The 13,000-nt window shown below is 65.1% G+C and carries 12 protein-coding genes; 9 read left to right on the top strand and 3 right to left on the bottom strand.

The genetic code is table 11. The features are described from left to right. Positions 1-15 precede the first annotated feature (15 nt). A complete protein-coding gene (locus NG696_RS17440; RefSeq protein ID WP_252576270.1) occupies positions 16-2,028 on the bottom strand; it encodes a M3 family metallopeptidase in 2,013 nt (670 codons plus the stop codon). An 84-nt stretch (positions 2,029-2,112) separates the two neighbouring features. Between NG696_RS17440 and NG696_RS17435 the strand changes: the two genes are divergently transcribed. Further along, positions 2,113-3,384 carry a CapA family protein gene (locus NG696_RS17435; RefSeq protein ID WP_252576269.1) on the top strand — a complete coding sequence of 424 codons (1,272 nt, stop codon included), beginning with the start codon at positions 2,113-2,115 and terminating at the stop codon, positions 3,382-3,384. 36 nt (positions 3,385-3,420) lie between these two features. On the opposite strand, the gene NG696_RS17430 is transcribed toward NG696_RS17435, so the two are convergent. Then, complete coding sequence (locus NG696_RS17430; RefSeq protein ID WP_252563527.1) at positions 3,421-4,188, bottom strand: type 1 glutamine amidotransferase; 768 nt, start codon at positions 4,186-4,188, stop codon at positions 3,421-3,423. Beyond that, complete coding sequence (locus tag NG696_RS17425) at positions 4,185-5,477, bottom strand: Mur ligase family protein (RefSeq protein WP_252563530.1); 1,293 nt, start codon at positions 5,475-5,477, stop codon at positions 4,185-4,187. The genes NG696_RS17430 and NG696_RS17425 overlap by 4 nt, the downstream gene beginning before the upstream one ends. Before the next feature lie 91 nt (positions 5,478-5,568). Here NG696_RS17425 and pdxT point away from each other — a divergent pair, with 91 nt between their 5' ends. The 8 genes from pdxT (at position 5,569) to secF (ending at position 12,929) form a co-directional block, all read left to right on the top strand. Continuing rightward, entirely contained in the window at positions 5,569-6,279 is a 711-nt protein-coding gene (gene pdxT / locus NG696_RS17420) for a pyridoxal 5'-phosphate synthase glutaminase subunit PdxT (protein ID WP_252576268.1), read from the top strand. 3 nt (positions 6,280-6,282) lie between these two features. Continuing rightward, the gene (locus tag NG696_RS17415; protein WP_252576267.1) at positions 6,283-7,038 is read left to right on the top strand and encodes a YebC/PmpR family DNA-binding transcriptional regulator; all 756 of its coding nucleotides are present in this window, start codon (positions 6,283-6,285) and stop codon (positions 7,036-7,038) included. A 35-nt stretch (positions 7,039-7,073) separates the two neighbouring features. Then, positions 7,074-7,652 (top strand): crossover junction endodeoxyribonuclease RuvC, encoded by a 579-nt coding sequence (ruvC, locus tag NG696_RS17410; protein WP_185260676.1) that lies wholly within the window; start codon positions 7,074-7,076, stop codon positions 7,650-7,652. A gap of 90 nt (positions 7,653-7,742) precedes the next feature. Next, complete coding sequence (ruvA, locus tag NG696_RS17405) at positions 7,743-8,387, top strand: Holliday junction branch migration protein RuvA (RefSeq protein WP_252563539.1); 645 nt, start codon at positions 7,743-7,745, stop codon at positions 8,385-8,387. Next, complete coding sequence (ruvB, locus tag NG696_RS17400; RefSeq protein WP_252563542.1) at positions 8,380-9,468, top strand: Holliday junction branch migration DNA helicase RuvB; 1,089 nt, start codon at positions 8,380-8,382, stop codon at positions 9,466-9,468. Before ruvA ends, ruvB begins: the two co-directional genes overlap by 8 nt. 183 nt (positions 9,469-9,651) lie before the next feature. Beyond that, positions 9,652-10,038: a preprotein translocase subunit YajC gene (gene yajC, locus NG696_RS17395; RefSeq protein ID WP_252563545.1), complete on the top strand. Its 387-nt coding sequence runs from the start codon at positions 9,652-9,654 to the stop codon at positions 10,036-10,038. 111 nt (positions 10,039-10,149) lie between these two features. Continuing rightward, positions 10,150-11,907 carry a protein translocase subunit SecD gene (gene secD / locus NG696_RS17390; RefSeq protein ID WP_252563548.1) on the top strand — a complete coding sequence of 586 codons (1,758 nt, stop codon included), beginning with the start codon at positions 10,150-10,152 and terminating at the stop codon, positions 11,905-11,907. Further along, positions 11,907-12,929, top strand: coding sequence for a protein translocase subunit SecF (gene secF / locus NG696_RS17385; protein WP_252563551.1), 1,023 nt, complete (start codon positions 11,907-11,909; stop codon positions 12,927-12,929). Before secD ends, secF begins: the two co-directional genes overlap by 1 nt. Positions 12,930-13,000 lie beyond the last annotated feature (71 nt).

Here is a 13,000-nt window from a genome sequence, read left to right as displayed (position 1 = left end):
GCAATCGATGAGGGGTCAGACGAGGCCGCGGCGTTTCAGCAGGGGCTCCAGCCGGGCGTCGCGGCCGCGGAGCGCGCGGAAGGATTCCAGCGGGTCCCGGCTGTTGCCGCGGGAGAGCAGCTCCTGGCGGAAGCGTTCGCCGTTGGCGCGCGTTAGACCGCCGTTCTCGGTGAACCAGTCCACGGTTTCGGCATCCAGCACCTCACTCCAGATGTACGAGTAATAACCGGCCGCATAGCCGGCTCCCGCGAAGATGTGCTGGAAATAGCCGGTGCGGTATCGCGGCGGGATCAGGGCATGAGCCACGCCCGCGGCTGCTAGGGACTTCGCCTCGAACGCCAGGACGTCGTCGGGGATTCCGGTTTCGTCCAGCACATGCCAGGCCAGATCCAGCAGCGCAGCGCCGAGGTATTCCGTGGTCCCGAAGCCTTCGCCCCAGAGCCGTGAGTCGTTCAGCTTGTCCACAACCTGCTGCGGAAGCGGTTCGCCGGTGGCGTGGTGCCGGGCATAATTTGCCAGCACCTCCGGCCACAGGATCCACATCTCGTTGACCTGCGACGGGTATTCCACAAAGTCGCGGGGGACGGCAGTCCCGGCGAACCGCGGATACGTCACGTTCGACAACAAGCCGTGGAGTGCGTGTCCGAACTCGTGGAACGTGGTGCGCAGCTCGTCCAGCGTCAGGAGCGTGGGTTCGCCTGCCGGCGGCTTGGAGATATTGAGGTTGTTGATCACCACCGGTCGGGTGCCGAGCAGGTCCGACTGGTCCACCAGCGAGTTCATCCAGGCCCCGCCCCGCTTGGATTCGCGGGTGTAGTAGTCTCCCAGGAACAACCCCAGCCCGCTGCCGTCCTGGTCCCGGACCTCCCAGACGCGGACGTCCGGGTGGTACCCTGCGAGGTCCTTCCGTTCGTGGAAGGTGATGCCGTAGAGGGATGTGGCGGCGAAGAAGACGCCGTCCCGGAGAACGCGGTCCAGCTCGAAATAGGGGCGGAGTGCCTGCTCGTCCACGGCATACTTTTCCCGCCGCACCTTGGCTGAGTAAAACGCCCAGTCCCAGGCCTCCAGCGGATGCCCTGCCGCCTCGGTCAGGGCCGCAGCCTCGGCGTCGGCATTACGGACCGCGGCGGGGGCCAGCCTTTTCAACATGGACTGGACCGCCTCAAAGTCGTGGGCCGTTTGGCGGTCCGCCACGAGTTCGGCATAGTTGGCGAAACCCAAAAGGGCTGCCTTTTCAGCGCGCAGGCGGGCCGTCGACCTGACCAGTTCCAGGACGTCGAGGCCACCGCCGTCACTGCCCCGGCCGATCGAGGCCTCAAACAGCCGACGGCGGACGTCCCGAGTTTCCAGGGCAGCCAGGGCGGGCTGGTCGCTGGGCTGGATGAGCGTCAATAGGAATTTTCCGTGGTGGCCAACGGCGCGGGCCGCCTCAGCGGCGCTGGCGACATCGTCTGCCGGCAAGCCGGCCAGCTCGTCTGCTGTGTCCAGCAGCAATGCGGCCGATTTCATGGCCTCCTTCACGCGCTGGCCAAACTCCGTGCCCAGTTTGGACAGCTCCGCGTTGATTTCCTTCAGCCGTTCCTGGCCCGGCTTCTCGAGCTGGATCCCGGACTGGCGGAACTCCTTCACGTACTCCTCCACGATCCGGACGGACTCAGGGTCAAGCCCGGAGGTGTCAATCGCCGCGAACCTGTCGAACAGTGCGCGATTGAGGTAGATCTCGTCCTGATGGGCCGAAATGCGGGGTGAGAGTTCAGTTTCCAGGTCACGGATTTCGTCAGTTGCGTCGGCGGAGGCAACGGTGAGGAAGGAGTCCGCCGCCCGGTGGAGCAGTTGGCCGGACTTCTCCACGGCCAGGGCCGTATTCTCGAAGTCCGCCGGCACCGGGTTGTCCACGATCGCCTGGATTTCCACCAGATGTTCCGCCAGGCCAGCGTCGATGGCATCGGCGTAATCGGATGGTTTCATCCGGGCAAAAGGCGGCAGCCCATAGGGCAGGGCGCTGGCGCTGAGGAGGGGATTCGTCATCACGCTAACCTTTCATAGTGCCGCTTGCTTCTCAACGCGCGGCTTTGCGGAATTTGCGCGCCGGCCAGATCTACAATGACGCCTATGGGGAAAAGGTTGGGCGCTGCTTCGGTGCGCGCTGTTGCTGCTCTTTCCGCTGCTGCGGTGTCCGCCGGCATCCTGGCCGCGGCGCTGCTGGCAGGATGCGGCCTGGTCGCCGAACAGGCCGTTCCTTCCTCCGGTGCAGCTGCGAGTACCGGCGCCGGGACAAGGCAGCCAAGCCCGACGGCTACCCCCACCCCGACGCCCACTCCCACGCCCGGCGCCGGGCCGGCGTGTCCCACGCTGCGGTGCACGTCCGTCCTCGTGACCGGCGACATGCTGGTCCACACCCAGCTCTGGCAACAGGCCCGCGACGATGCCGCCGCAGCAGGCAAACCAGGGCTGGACTTCACCCCGCTCCTCGAAGGCCAACGAACGTACATCCAGGCCAGCGACCTGGCCATCTGCCACCAGGAAACGCCCGTGGCCGGGCCCGATGGCCCGTTCTCCGCGTACCCGTCGTTCAACGTCCCGCCGCAGATCATCACGGCCGCTAAGGCGGTGGGGTACCAGGCCTGTACCACCGCGAGCAACCACACGATCGACCGGAGCACGGACGGCGTACTGCGTACCCTGGACGCCCTGGATGCGGCGGGGCTGAAGCACACCGGTTCCTACCGCACCGAGACCGAGTCGCAGGGAATCCTGATCCTGCAGACCAACGCCGCCAAGATTGCCATCATCCAGGGAACCTACGGGCTCAACGGCCAATACCCTGAATACGACTGGCAGGTGGACATGCTGGATGCGCCCACCATGATCGCCAAAGCCGTGAAGGCACGGGCCCTGGGTGCAGACATCGTGCTCGGTGCTATGCATGCCGGCGACGAGTACGCGAGCCAGGCGAACGCCCAGCAGCAGGACGTAGCGCATGCCTTGGTGGACAGCGGCCAGTTCACCATGATTTACGGCCACCACACGCACTCGGTGCTGCCCATCGAAAACTACAAGGGAACCTGGATCGTCTACGGTCTGGGCAACGGGGTCACGGAACTATCGCCTTGGTATGTAGTGAACAATGAGGGCCTGCTGGTGCGGGCTCAGTTCAGCCAGGACGCTGCCGGCAAGTGGATGGCGTCGGACCTGGCCTGGGCCCCCTCGGTGATTGTCCGCGATCCGTACCGCTGGTGCTCGGTGGCAACCGATGCGCCGCAGGGCGTCTGTTCAACTCCCGAGGCCGACGCCGCTACCAGGGTGAGGACCGCCACGGTGGTGGACTCGATGGGCGCGGCTGCTGCGGGCGCGCACGAACTGCTGATCTCCAAGGATCCCTGAGACAGTTCGACGGGGAAATCGTCAGCGCAGCGCTACTCAGCGCGGCCGGCGCGCAGCGTGCTCCCGGGCCAGCACTGCGTAGCTGTCGTCCGGTGCGCCGGCTGTGAAGGTGCCGTATTTACGCTCGGCGGCGGTCGTGATGAGGAAGTCTGCGATGGCGGGGTTCTTGGGTAGGAGCGAACCGTGCAGGTAGCTGGCCACCACATTCTTGTAGCGTGCGCCCTCGTGACCGTCGCTGCTGTTGTTGCCGGTACCTTTCGCGGTGGTCCCCAACGGCCGGACGCCCGTACCCAGCGTGGTCTGCCCGCTGTGGTTCTCGTATCCCAGCACCTCGCCGAACTCTTCGGTGGCCACCCTGACGTTGCCGATCAGGCGCTCGTCCGTGCCGTGTGTCTCCACGTCCAGGACGCCGATGCCCGGTATGACCGAGCCTAAACGGGTCTTGAAGAAGCGCCCGAACAGCTGGTACAGCCCGCAGATCACCAGCATCGGTACGCCGTCCTCGGCCAGCTTCGTGAGGACGCCGGCCTGCGACTGCAGGTCGTCTTTGATGACCAGCTGTCCGCTGTCCTGGCCGCCGCCGCCGACAATCAGGTCCACATCGGCGGGAAATTCGTCGCCGACGTTGTACTCGAGCAGCTCCGGGGTGTAGCCGTGCCAGCTGATCCGCTGCTTGAGCACCAGGGCGTTGCCCCAGTCGCCGTAGATGTTCATGTCCCGCGGGTAGAGCTGCAGGACCCGGATGGTCCCCTTGGAATTCTGTTCGACGCCGTCCGGCCCGATGCCGGTTGATTCAGCGGTCATGAGACCACCTCCACTGTGGTGATTTTGGACAGCTCGCGGCGGATGGCCAGCATGGCTGTGTAGGTGCAGAAGATCCGCTTCGGTTTGCCGCTTGCGTCCCGAATGAACGCGGCGAGGGCGGGCGCGATCTCCGGCTGGACGCCGCCGATCCGGACGTCGTCATACTGCAGCCGCAGCGCCATGTCGTAGGCCCGGGACCCGGTCAGCTGGTCCACGCCGCCGCTGCGGAGCGAATCGAATTCCACGTCCCAGAGCCAGGACATGTCCCGGCCGTCGGCATAGTTGTCGTTGATGGCGATCATGGTGGCGTAACCGCCCGCCGGGAAGGACTTCAGTCCCAGCCGGAAACCGCTGGGGTTCTTCACCAGGACCAGGTCCAGCGGCTGGCCGCCCACCGTGAGGCTCTCGCCGCGGCCGAACGCCGGCTCCACCTGGGACAGCGCGGTGAGCAGGGTGGCGTGGTCTGCGGTGGCCGCACCGCCGCCGCATATGCTGCGGGCCAAGGTCAGCGCCGCAGCCGCGTTAAAGATGTTGTAGACGCCGCGGAGCTTCATCCCGGTGGTGACCGTGGCGCCGTCGTACTCAAAATCGGCGGTGTCCGGCCCCACTTTGCGGAGTACGACGTCGGCCGCTGGCTTGTGGGGGAGCGCTGCGGGGGCGGGGCTGCCGGGCGCTGCCCGCATGTCGTCGTCGTTGGGGAAGGTGCTAAGGAGGGAATCGTCCAGGCCGAAGTACTCGACGTCCTTGCCGGTGAGGGTTTCTGCGATCCGGGAGACCCGGGGATCTTCCCTGTTGAGGACTACTGTTCCGGTGGTTTTGTCGGCGATATGCTGCAGCAGTTGGGCCGTTTTGTCGATCTCGCCGAACCGGTCCAATTGGTCGCGCAGGACGTTGAGCAGGAGGCTGTACCGGGGCGGAACACGGTTCACAAAATGCGTAGCGTGGGCTTCGTCGAGCTCCAGGACGGCGACGTCGGCGGCGAGCCTGCCGCGCCAGTCCACCTCGCCCAGCAGGGCGGCCGCCACGCCGCGGGTGAAGTTGCTTCCCGTGCGATTGGTGAAGACCTTCAGGCCCTGGCTTTCCAGGAGTTCCACCACCATCTTTGTGGTGGTGGTTTTGCCGTTGGTTCCGCTCACCACGGCAACGCCGTGGGGGAGCGTGGCGAGCGTCCGCTGCATAAAGCCGGGATCGATTTTCTCGACCACGAGCCCGGGCAGCGCGGACCCTCCACCCCTGAGCCGGGAAACCCGGCGGACCAGCTTGCCGAGCGGAACACTGATGTAAAGCATGCTCTGTAATATATCCCAGCAAGGGCATAGAACCCTTCCCGGGAAGCGCTTCCGGCGCCGCCCCGGGACCCGCGCACATTATGCTGATTGGATGACAAACCCCCTTTCGGCTGCTTCTGCACGCGTGGGCTCGGGCCTGCGGATCGGCGTCCTGGCACTTCAGGGCGACTTCCGCGAACACCTCCGGGCCGTGGAAGCCGCCGGTGCCGCCGGCATCGGAATCCGCCGGCCCTCCGAACTGGACGGCCTGGACGGCCTCATCATTCCCGGCGGCGAATCCACGGCCATCGACAAACTGGCCCGCGCCTTTGAGCTGGCCGTTCCGTTGAGGGACCGGATCCGCGACGGACTGCCGGTCTACGGTTCCTGCGCCGGGATGATCCTCCTCGCCGACGAGATCGCCGACCCGGCCACAGACCTGGCCGGCAACCCGCAGCAGACCTTCGGCGGCCTGGACATCACAGTGCGGCGCAACGCCTTCGGCCGCCAGCGCGAGTCATTCGAAACGGACCTGGATTTCAAGGGTCTTGGCTTCAGCGCCACGGAATCCGGCGTTGCCCCAGTCCACGCAGTGTTCATCCGAGGCCCTTGGGTGGAACGCGTCGGCGCCGGCGTGGAGATCCTGGCCCAGGTGGAGCCCGCAGACCCTGAGCACGCGTCCCACGCGGCGAGTCTGCCGGGGACAGCTAGAATTGTTGCAGTGCGTTCCGGCCACCTGCTGGCCACCTCCTTCCACCCGGAAGTGACTGGGGAGAAACGCGTACATGAACTTTTTATCCGCATGATCAGAGGAGACGCGTAAAGCATGTCAGGACACTCCAAATGGGCAACGACCAAGCACAAGAAGGCCATCCTCGATAGCCGCCGCGCAAAATCGTTCGCCAAGCTGATCAAGAACATCGAAGTCGCTGCGCGTATGGGCGGACCGGACCTCGCCGGCAACCCCGGCCTGGAACTCGCCGTCACCAAGGCCAAGAAGACCTCCGTTCCGGCCGACAACATCGACCGCGCCATCAAGCGTGGTGCCGGCCTCACCGGCGAAGTGGTTGACTACACCGAGATCATGTACGAATGCCGCGGCCCGCAGGGTTCGGCGCTGCTGATCGAGTGCCTCACGGACAACAAGAACCGCGCCGCCTCCGAGGTCCGCCTGGCCATCTCCCGCAACGGCGGCACCATCGCCGATCCCGGTTCGGTCAGCTACCTGTTCAGCCGTAAGGGCGTCGTCTCGCTGCCGAAGAACGGCCTGAGCGAGGACGACGTACTGATGGCCGTCCTCGACGCCGGAGCCGAGGAAGTCAAGGACAACGGCGACAGCTTTGAGATCCACTCCGAGCCGACCGACCTCCAGGCCATCCGCGATGCCCTCAAGGAAGCCGGAATCGAGTACGAGACCGACGAGGCCGAGTTTGTGCCGTCCATGCAGGTTCCGCTGGACCTCGACGCCGCGAAGAAGTTCATGAAGCTCGTGGACACCCTGGAAGAGCTCGACGACGTCCAGAACGTCTACAGCAACGCCGACCTCAGCGACGAAGTCCAGGCCGCCCTGGAAGCTGAGTGACCTTCCGCTTTGTGGCCTAGGGCGGATGTCCCAGGGTGACCTTGCGCGTATTGGGCGTTGACCCGGGCCTCACCCGGTGCGGCATCGGCGTGGTCGACGTCGAACGGAACCGGCGGGCCACGATGGTGGCCGTCGGGGTGGTGGGCACCTCTCCCGAGGAGACCCTGGACCAACGCCTGCTGGTGATTGCCTTGGCCATCGACGAGTGGCTGGACCGCTACGAGCCGCACGTGCTCGCCGTCGAACGCGTTTTTTCCCAGCTCAACGTCAGCACGGTGATGGGGGTGGCGCAGGCCTCCGGTGTGGTGATTGCCGCGGCGGCCCGGCGCGGGATCCCGGTGGCACTGCACACGCCGTCGGAGGTGAAAGCAGCCGTGACCGGCAGCGGCACCTCCAACAAGGAAGCCGTGACCAAACTCGTCACAAAAATCCTCCGGCTGGACGCGCCGCCGCGGCCGGCGGACGCTGCAGATGCCCTTGCCCTGGCCATCACCCACGCCTGGCGGGCGGGCAGCGGCGCCGCCGTGGCCACCACCGGCCCCGGCAGCCTCTCGCTGACTCCGGCCCAGCGCGCCTGGGCCGACGCCGAGGCGAAAGCGCGCCGCGGGCGCTGAATGTCCGGGGCGCTTGCTAGGGTATTCGTAGATATGTTCGGATAGCCGGTCCTGTTCCCAGGAGCCCGGCAGTACACCAGGAGCCCGGCTTTGATCAGTTTCCTTCGCGGAACCGTTGCGCACGTTGGCCTTTCCACTGCCGTAATCGACCTCAACGGGGCGGGCATGAGCGTCAACGCCACGCCGCAGACCCTCAGCCGCCTCCGCACCGGCGAGGAAGGTAAGCTCTTCACCTCGCTGATCGTGCGCGAGGATTCACTCACCCTGTACGGCTTTGCCTCCGACGACGAACGCGAAGTTTTTGACGTCCTGCTAAGTGTCAGCGGCGTGGGCCCGCGGCTCGCACTGGCGGTGCTCGCCGTGCACGAGCCTGAAGCGATCCGGGTTGCTGCCCACACAGGTGACAGCAAAACGTTTACGACGGTGCCAGGCATCGGCCCCAAGGTGGCCGGACGGATCGTGCTGGAACTGGCTGGCAAGCTGGTGCCGCGCGGCACGGCAGGTGCCGCCGGTGCGTCCACGCCGGCCGAAGCAGCCTGGAAGCCCCAAGTGGTGGCGGCCATGACCAGCCTCGGCTGGTCGGAAAAGGACGCGGCTGCCAGCATTGAGAAGGCCCTTGCGGACGATCCCGAGGTTGAATTCCGTGGCAATGTGGCCGAAATCCTGCGGACCACGCTGCGCTGGCTGGGCCAGGACGGCGCGCGGGCCGGCAACCGCGTAGGCAGCCGTGGCTGAGCCTTCGGTGGTGGCGGCTGGGGAGGAACCAGAGGAACGGGTGATCGAAGCCGCCCTCCGGCCGAAGAACCTGGATGACTTCGTGGGCCAGCACCGGGTCCGCCGGCAACTCTCGCTGGTCCTGCAGGCCTCCCGGATGCGGGGACGCAGCGCGGACCACGTGCTGTTCTCCGGCCCTCCAGGCCTGGGCAAAACCACCCTTGCCATGATCGTGGCTGCTGAAATGAACGCGCCACTGCGGATCAGCAGCGGTCCGGCCATCCAGCACGCCGGGGACCTCGCCGCCATCCTCTCCTCGCTTTCCGAAGGGGAGGTCCTGTTCCTGGACGAGATCCACCGGATGTCACGGCCGGCAGAGGAAATGCTTTACATGGCCATGGAAGATTTCCGTGTGGACATTGTGGTGGGCAAGGGCGCCGGGGCCACCGCCATTCCGTTGGAACTCCCGCCCTTCACCCTGGTGGGTGCCACCACGCGCGCCGGTCTGCTGCCCGGACCGCTCCGGGACAGGTTCGGGTTCACCGGGCATTTGGAGTTCTACAGCGTGGCCGAGCTCGAACTGGTGCTCAGGCGCTCCGCCGGCCTGCTGGACCTCAAGGTCAACTCTGCGGGCTTCAGCGAAATTGCCGGCCGGTCCCGCGGTACGCCGCGTATTGCCAACCGCCTGCTCCGCCGGGTCCGGGACTGGGCACTCGTGCATGGGATTGAGCAGATTGATGCCCGCGCCGCTTCCGCTGCCCTGGACATGTATGAAGTGGACAAGCGAGGCCTGGACCGGCTGGACCGGGCAGTCCTGGAGGCACTCATTACGAAGTTCGGCGGGGGACCCGTGGGACTTTCTACCCTGGCCATTGCGGTGGGGGAGGAGACCGAGACCGTGGAAACGGTGGCGGAACCGTTCCTGGTGCGCGAAGGCCTGCTGGGCAGGACGCCCAGGGGACGCATCGCCATGGCTCCGGCCTGGACCCACTTGGGCTTCGCCGTACCGGCCGGAGTTTTCGGGCAGGAGCCGCTTGATCTGTTCGAACCGGACCCGGAAAGCGCCGCGTCCACGCCTGAATGGGCACCGAACGGTCAATAGCACTGTCGTCCCAGCTTTTCCCTTTAGACTGGTATGACACCCGGCACGTTCGGGTCTGTGTTCCCGCGGCGGCTCCGAGGAGCCGTTGCCCGCCCGGCACAATTTTTCTGCAACGGGGAACGACGCGGACGCTGCCAAACACCCGATACGCCAGTACAGAACGGAATCTTCCCTGTGGATCCAATGAACATCGTCTTGTTCGCAATGCTCGGAATCTTTATCTTCATGATGTTCCGCCGCAACAAGAAGACCAAGGAGCAGCAGGCAACGCTGCAGTCCCAGTTCGAGCCTGGTGTCGAGGTCATGACGAGCTTCGGACTCTTTGGCCGGATTGTCTCCATGGACGACGCCGAGAACAAGGTTGTCCTGGAACTCTCGCCCGGGAACCTGGCCACCGTCCACCGCCAGGCAGTGACCAAGATCGTGGAGCCTGTCGAAGCCGAGACTCCGGCCGTTCCGGATGACGCCTCCTCCCTGACCACTGAAGAAGCGGGCACCCCGACGGCATCCGCCGAAACCCCGGACGAGACCCTGAAGCGCCTCAACGACGAGGGCAAGAAGGACAACTAGTCCTCGCCGCACGGCAGCCCGCGTTACAACACCTCTACGGCTGGGGACAACCGCCGGTGGGACTGATAGCTCCCGCCGGTGGTTCCTCCGTAAATAAGAGAAAGATCGACAATGGCACGAACTGGCCCTAACAACTCAGGTCTGAGGGTACTGGTGTGGCTCGGCGTAGTCCTAGCCGTGCTGACCGCCGTCCTGGCCGGCGGCACCCTTGCCGGACAGGCAAGCTGGGCACCCAAGCTGGCACTGGACCTCGAGGGTGGCACCCAGATGATCCTGGCGCCTAAGGTTGAGGGCGGTTCGGACATCAATGAAGAGCAGCTCAACCAGGCCGTAGCCATCATCCGCCAGCGTGTGGATGGTTCAGGTGTTGCCGAAGCGGAAATCAGCACGCAGTCCGGCCGCAACGTAGTGGTCAGCCTGCCGGGTACACCCACGAAGGAAACCCGGGACCTGATCCAGGCCTCCGCGGACATGAACTTCCGTCCGGTATTGCTGAACGGAGACGGCGCGCCCGTCCCCACGGAATCCCTCACCCCCGAAGACCAGCTTCCGAAGCCCACGGCAGAACCCGCCAACGGCAGCGATATCAACTGGATCACCGCGGACATCTACCGGCAGTTCGAAACCATGGACTGCAACAATCCTGCGCCGGAGAGCCCGGAAGCCTCGGATCCCGCCAAACCCCTTGTTACCTGCGAACCGGCAACTGAGACCACGCCGGCCATCAAGTACATCCTGGGTCCGGTGGAGGTCAAGGGCGGCAACATTGTCACGTCCTCCTTCCAGCTCCAGCAGGGTGCGCAGGGCGCTGTGACCAACGACTGGGCCGTTAACATCCAGTTCGACGACGAAGGCACCGCCAAGTTCAAGACAGTCACCGAACGCCTGAACCAGTTCTACGTGGCAGCCGGCGGCGAGACCGGCAACGACCCGAAGGCGCAGTTCGCCATCGTTCTGGACGACCAGGTCATTTCCGCGCCGCGCTCCTTGGCAGTCATCACCGACGGACGTCCCCAGATCACCGGCGGCTTCACCGAACAGACCGCCAAGGTCCTTTCCGACCAGCTCCGCTTCGGCGCGCTCCCCATCAGCTTCGAGATCCAGAGCGACCAGCAGATCTCTGCCACCTTGGGTGGCGAACAGCTGCGCATGGGCCTCCTTGCAGGCATCATCGGCTTGCTCCTAGTGGTGGTCTACTCACTCTTCCAGTACCGAGCCTTGGGCCTGGTAACCATTGCATCGCTGGTGGTGGCCGGCGCCCTCACCTATCTGGCCATTGCCCTCCTGGGCTGGACTGAAAACTACCGGCTTTCCCTGGCCGGCGTGGCTGGCATCATCGTTGCCATTGGCCAGACCGCTGACTCGTTCATCGTCTACTTTGAACGCATCCGAGATGAACTCCGTGAAGGCCGTGGATTGGTCTCCGCCGTGGAGAACGGCTGGAAGCGGGCCAAGCGCACGGTCCTTGCCTCCAAGGCCGTGAACCTGCTGGCCGCCCTGGTGCTGTACTTTGTGGCTGTCGGCAACGTCCGCGGGTTCGCTTTCACGCTGGGTCTGACGGCCATTGCCGACCTCATCGTGGTCTTTATGTTCACGCACCCGACGCTGCAGCTCCTGGCGCGCACCAAGTTCTTCGGGGAGGGCCACCCGTTCTCCGGCCTGGACCCCAAACGTCTGGGTGTTGTGCCCCTGTACCGCGGCGCCGGGCGCCTGCGGACGCCGGAGGCCAAGCCTTCCGTGGTCCGCGCCAAGAACACCGGCGCGGTCGCCGAGGCTGAACGACGCATGACCATCGCAGAACGCCGCCTCGCGGAAAAGCAGGAGCAGCTCAGCGGCTCCTCCAAGAGCGCAGCCAAGGAGAACAAGTAATGTCCAGTAGCTTCGCCAATTTCGGCAACGAGCTCTACACCGGGAAGCGCTCCTACAACTTCGTCGGGGCCAAGAAACTGTGGTTCCTCATCGCGGCGGTGGCGGTGGCGCTGTCCATCCTCCTTCCGGTTGCCAAGGGCGGCTTCAACCTTGGCATCGAATTCCGCGGCGGTTCAGAGTTCACCGTCTCCAACGTGCAAAGCACCGACTCGGCCCTGGGTGAAAAGGTTGTCGAAGACGTTGTGGCCGGCAGCGTTCCCCGTGTGGCCAATGTCGCCGGTACCACCATGCGGATCCAGACGGACAAGCTCACGGACGACGAGACCCTCAGGATCAAGGAAGGCCTCACCTCGGCCTACGGCGTCACCGACAACGAGGTGACATCAACCTTTATCGGACCCACCTGGGGCGCGGATGTCACCAAGCAGGCCCTGATCGGCCTCCTCGTCTTTGTGGCCCTGGCCGCTGTGCTAATGGCGCTGTACTTCCGGACCTGGAAGATGTCGCTGTCCGCGATGGCTGGAATGCTGGTGACGATGTTCATCACCGCCGGCGTGTATGCGCTCAGCGACTTCGAGGTAACGCCCTCAGCCATCATCGGGTTCCTGACGGTGCTCAGCTACTCCTTGTATGACACGGTGGTGGTCTTCGACAAGATCCGTGAGAACACCGCTGACCTCGATGCGTCCACGCGCCGCACTTTCGGTGAGGAAGTCAACCTCGCCGTCAACCAGACCCTGGTGCGTTCCATCAACACCATGATGGTGGCCATACTCCCGGTCGGTGCCATCCTATTCATCGGGGCCGGCCTGCTGGGGGCCGGCACGCTGCGCGACCTGTCGCTGGCACTGTTCGTCGGAATTCTGATCGGTACGGCGGCCACCATATTCATCGCTGCGCCGATGTATGCCTGGCTGCGCCAGAACGAACCTGACCTGCTGAAGCAGGCGAAACGTGTTGAACACCGCAGGTCCGCGAACAACTCCCGGACCGAAGAATCGGCTGAGCCCGCAGGGGCCTGACCTTTCGCACCAAAGCGGGCCGGGCGCCGTCGGAATACCGACGTCGCCCGGCCCGTTTCGCATTTAGGCGC

The sequence above is a fragment of the Pseudarthrobacter cellobiosi genome (assembly GCF_023913755.1).
In the GTDB taxonomy this organism is placed as follows: Bacteria; Actinomycetota; Actinomycetes; order Actinomycetales; family Micrococcaceae; genus Arthrobacter; species Arthrobacter cellobiosi.
The sequence above is the reverse complement of the archived record's forward strand: the minus strand, read 5'-3'. Positions and strand labels throughout refer to the sequence as shown.

What these genes read in the sequence shown, in the direction of transcription:
- NG696_RS17440 (WP_252576270.1), bottom strand. Translation starts at nt 2,028, where the DNA reads ATGACGAATCCCCTCCTCAGCGCCAGCGCCCTGCCCTATGGGCTGCCG.
- NG696_RS17435 (WP_252576269.1), top strand. Translation starts at nt 2,113, where the DNA reads ATGGGGAAAAGGTTGGGCGCTGCTTCGGTGCGCGCTGTTGCTGCTCTT.
- NG696_RS17430 (WP_252563527.1), bottom strand. Translation starts at nt 4,188, where the DNA reads ATGACCGCTGAATCAACCGGCATCGGGCCGGACGGCGTCGAACAGAAT.
- NG696_RS17425 (WP_252563530.1), bottom strand. Translation starts at nt 5,477, where the DNA reads ATGCTTTACATCAGTGTTCCGCTCGGCAAGCTGGTCCGCCGGGTTTCC.
- pdxT (WP_252576268.1), top strand. Translation starts at nt 5,569, where the DNA reads ATGACAAACCCCCTTTCGGCTGCTTCTGCACGCGTGGGCTCGGGCCTG.
- NG696_RS17415 (WP_252576267.1), top strand. Translation starts at nt 6,283, where the DNA reads ATGTCAGGACACTCCAAATGGGCAACGACCAAGCACAAGAAGGCCATC.
- yajC (WP_252563545.1), top strand. Translation starts at nt 9,652, where the DNA reads ATGAACATCGTCTTGTTCGCAATGCTCGGAATCTTTATCTTCATGATG.
- secD (WP_252563548.1), top strand. Translation starts at nt 10,150, where the DNA reads ATGGCACGAACTGGCCCTAACAACTCAGGTCTGAGGGTACTGGTGTGG.
- secF (WP_252563551.1), top strand. Translation starts at nt 11,907, where the DNA reads ATGTCCAGTAGCTTCGCCAATTTCGGCAACGAGCTCTACACCGGGAAG.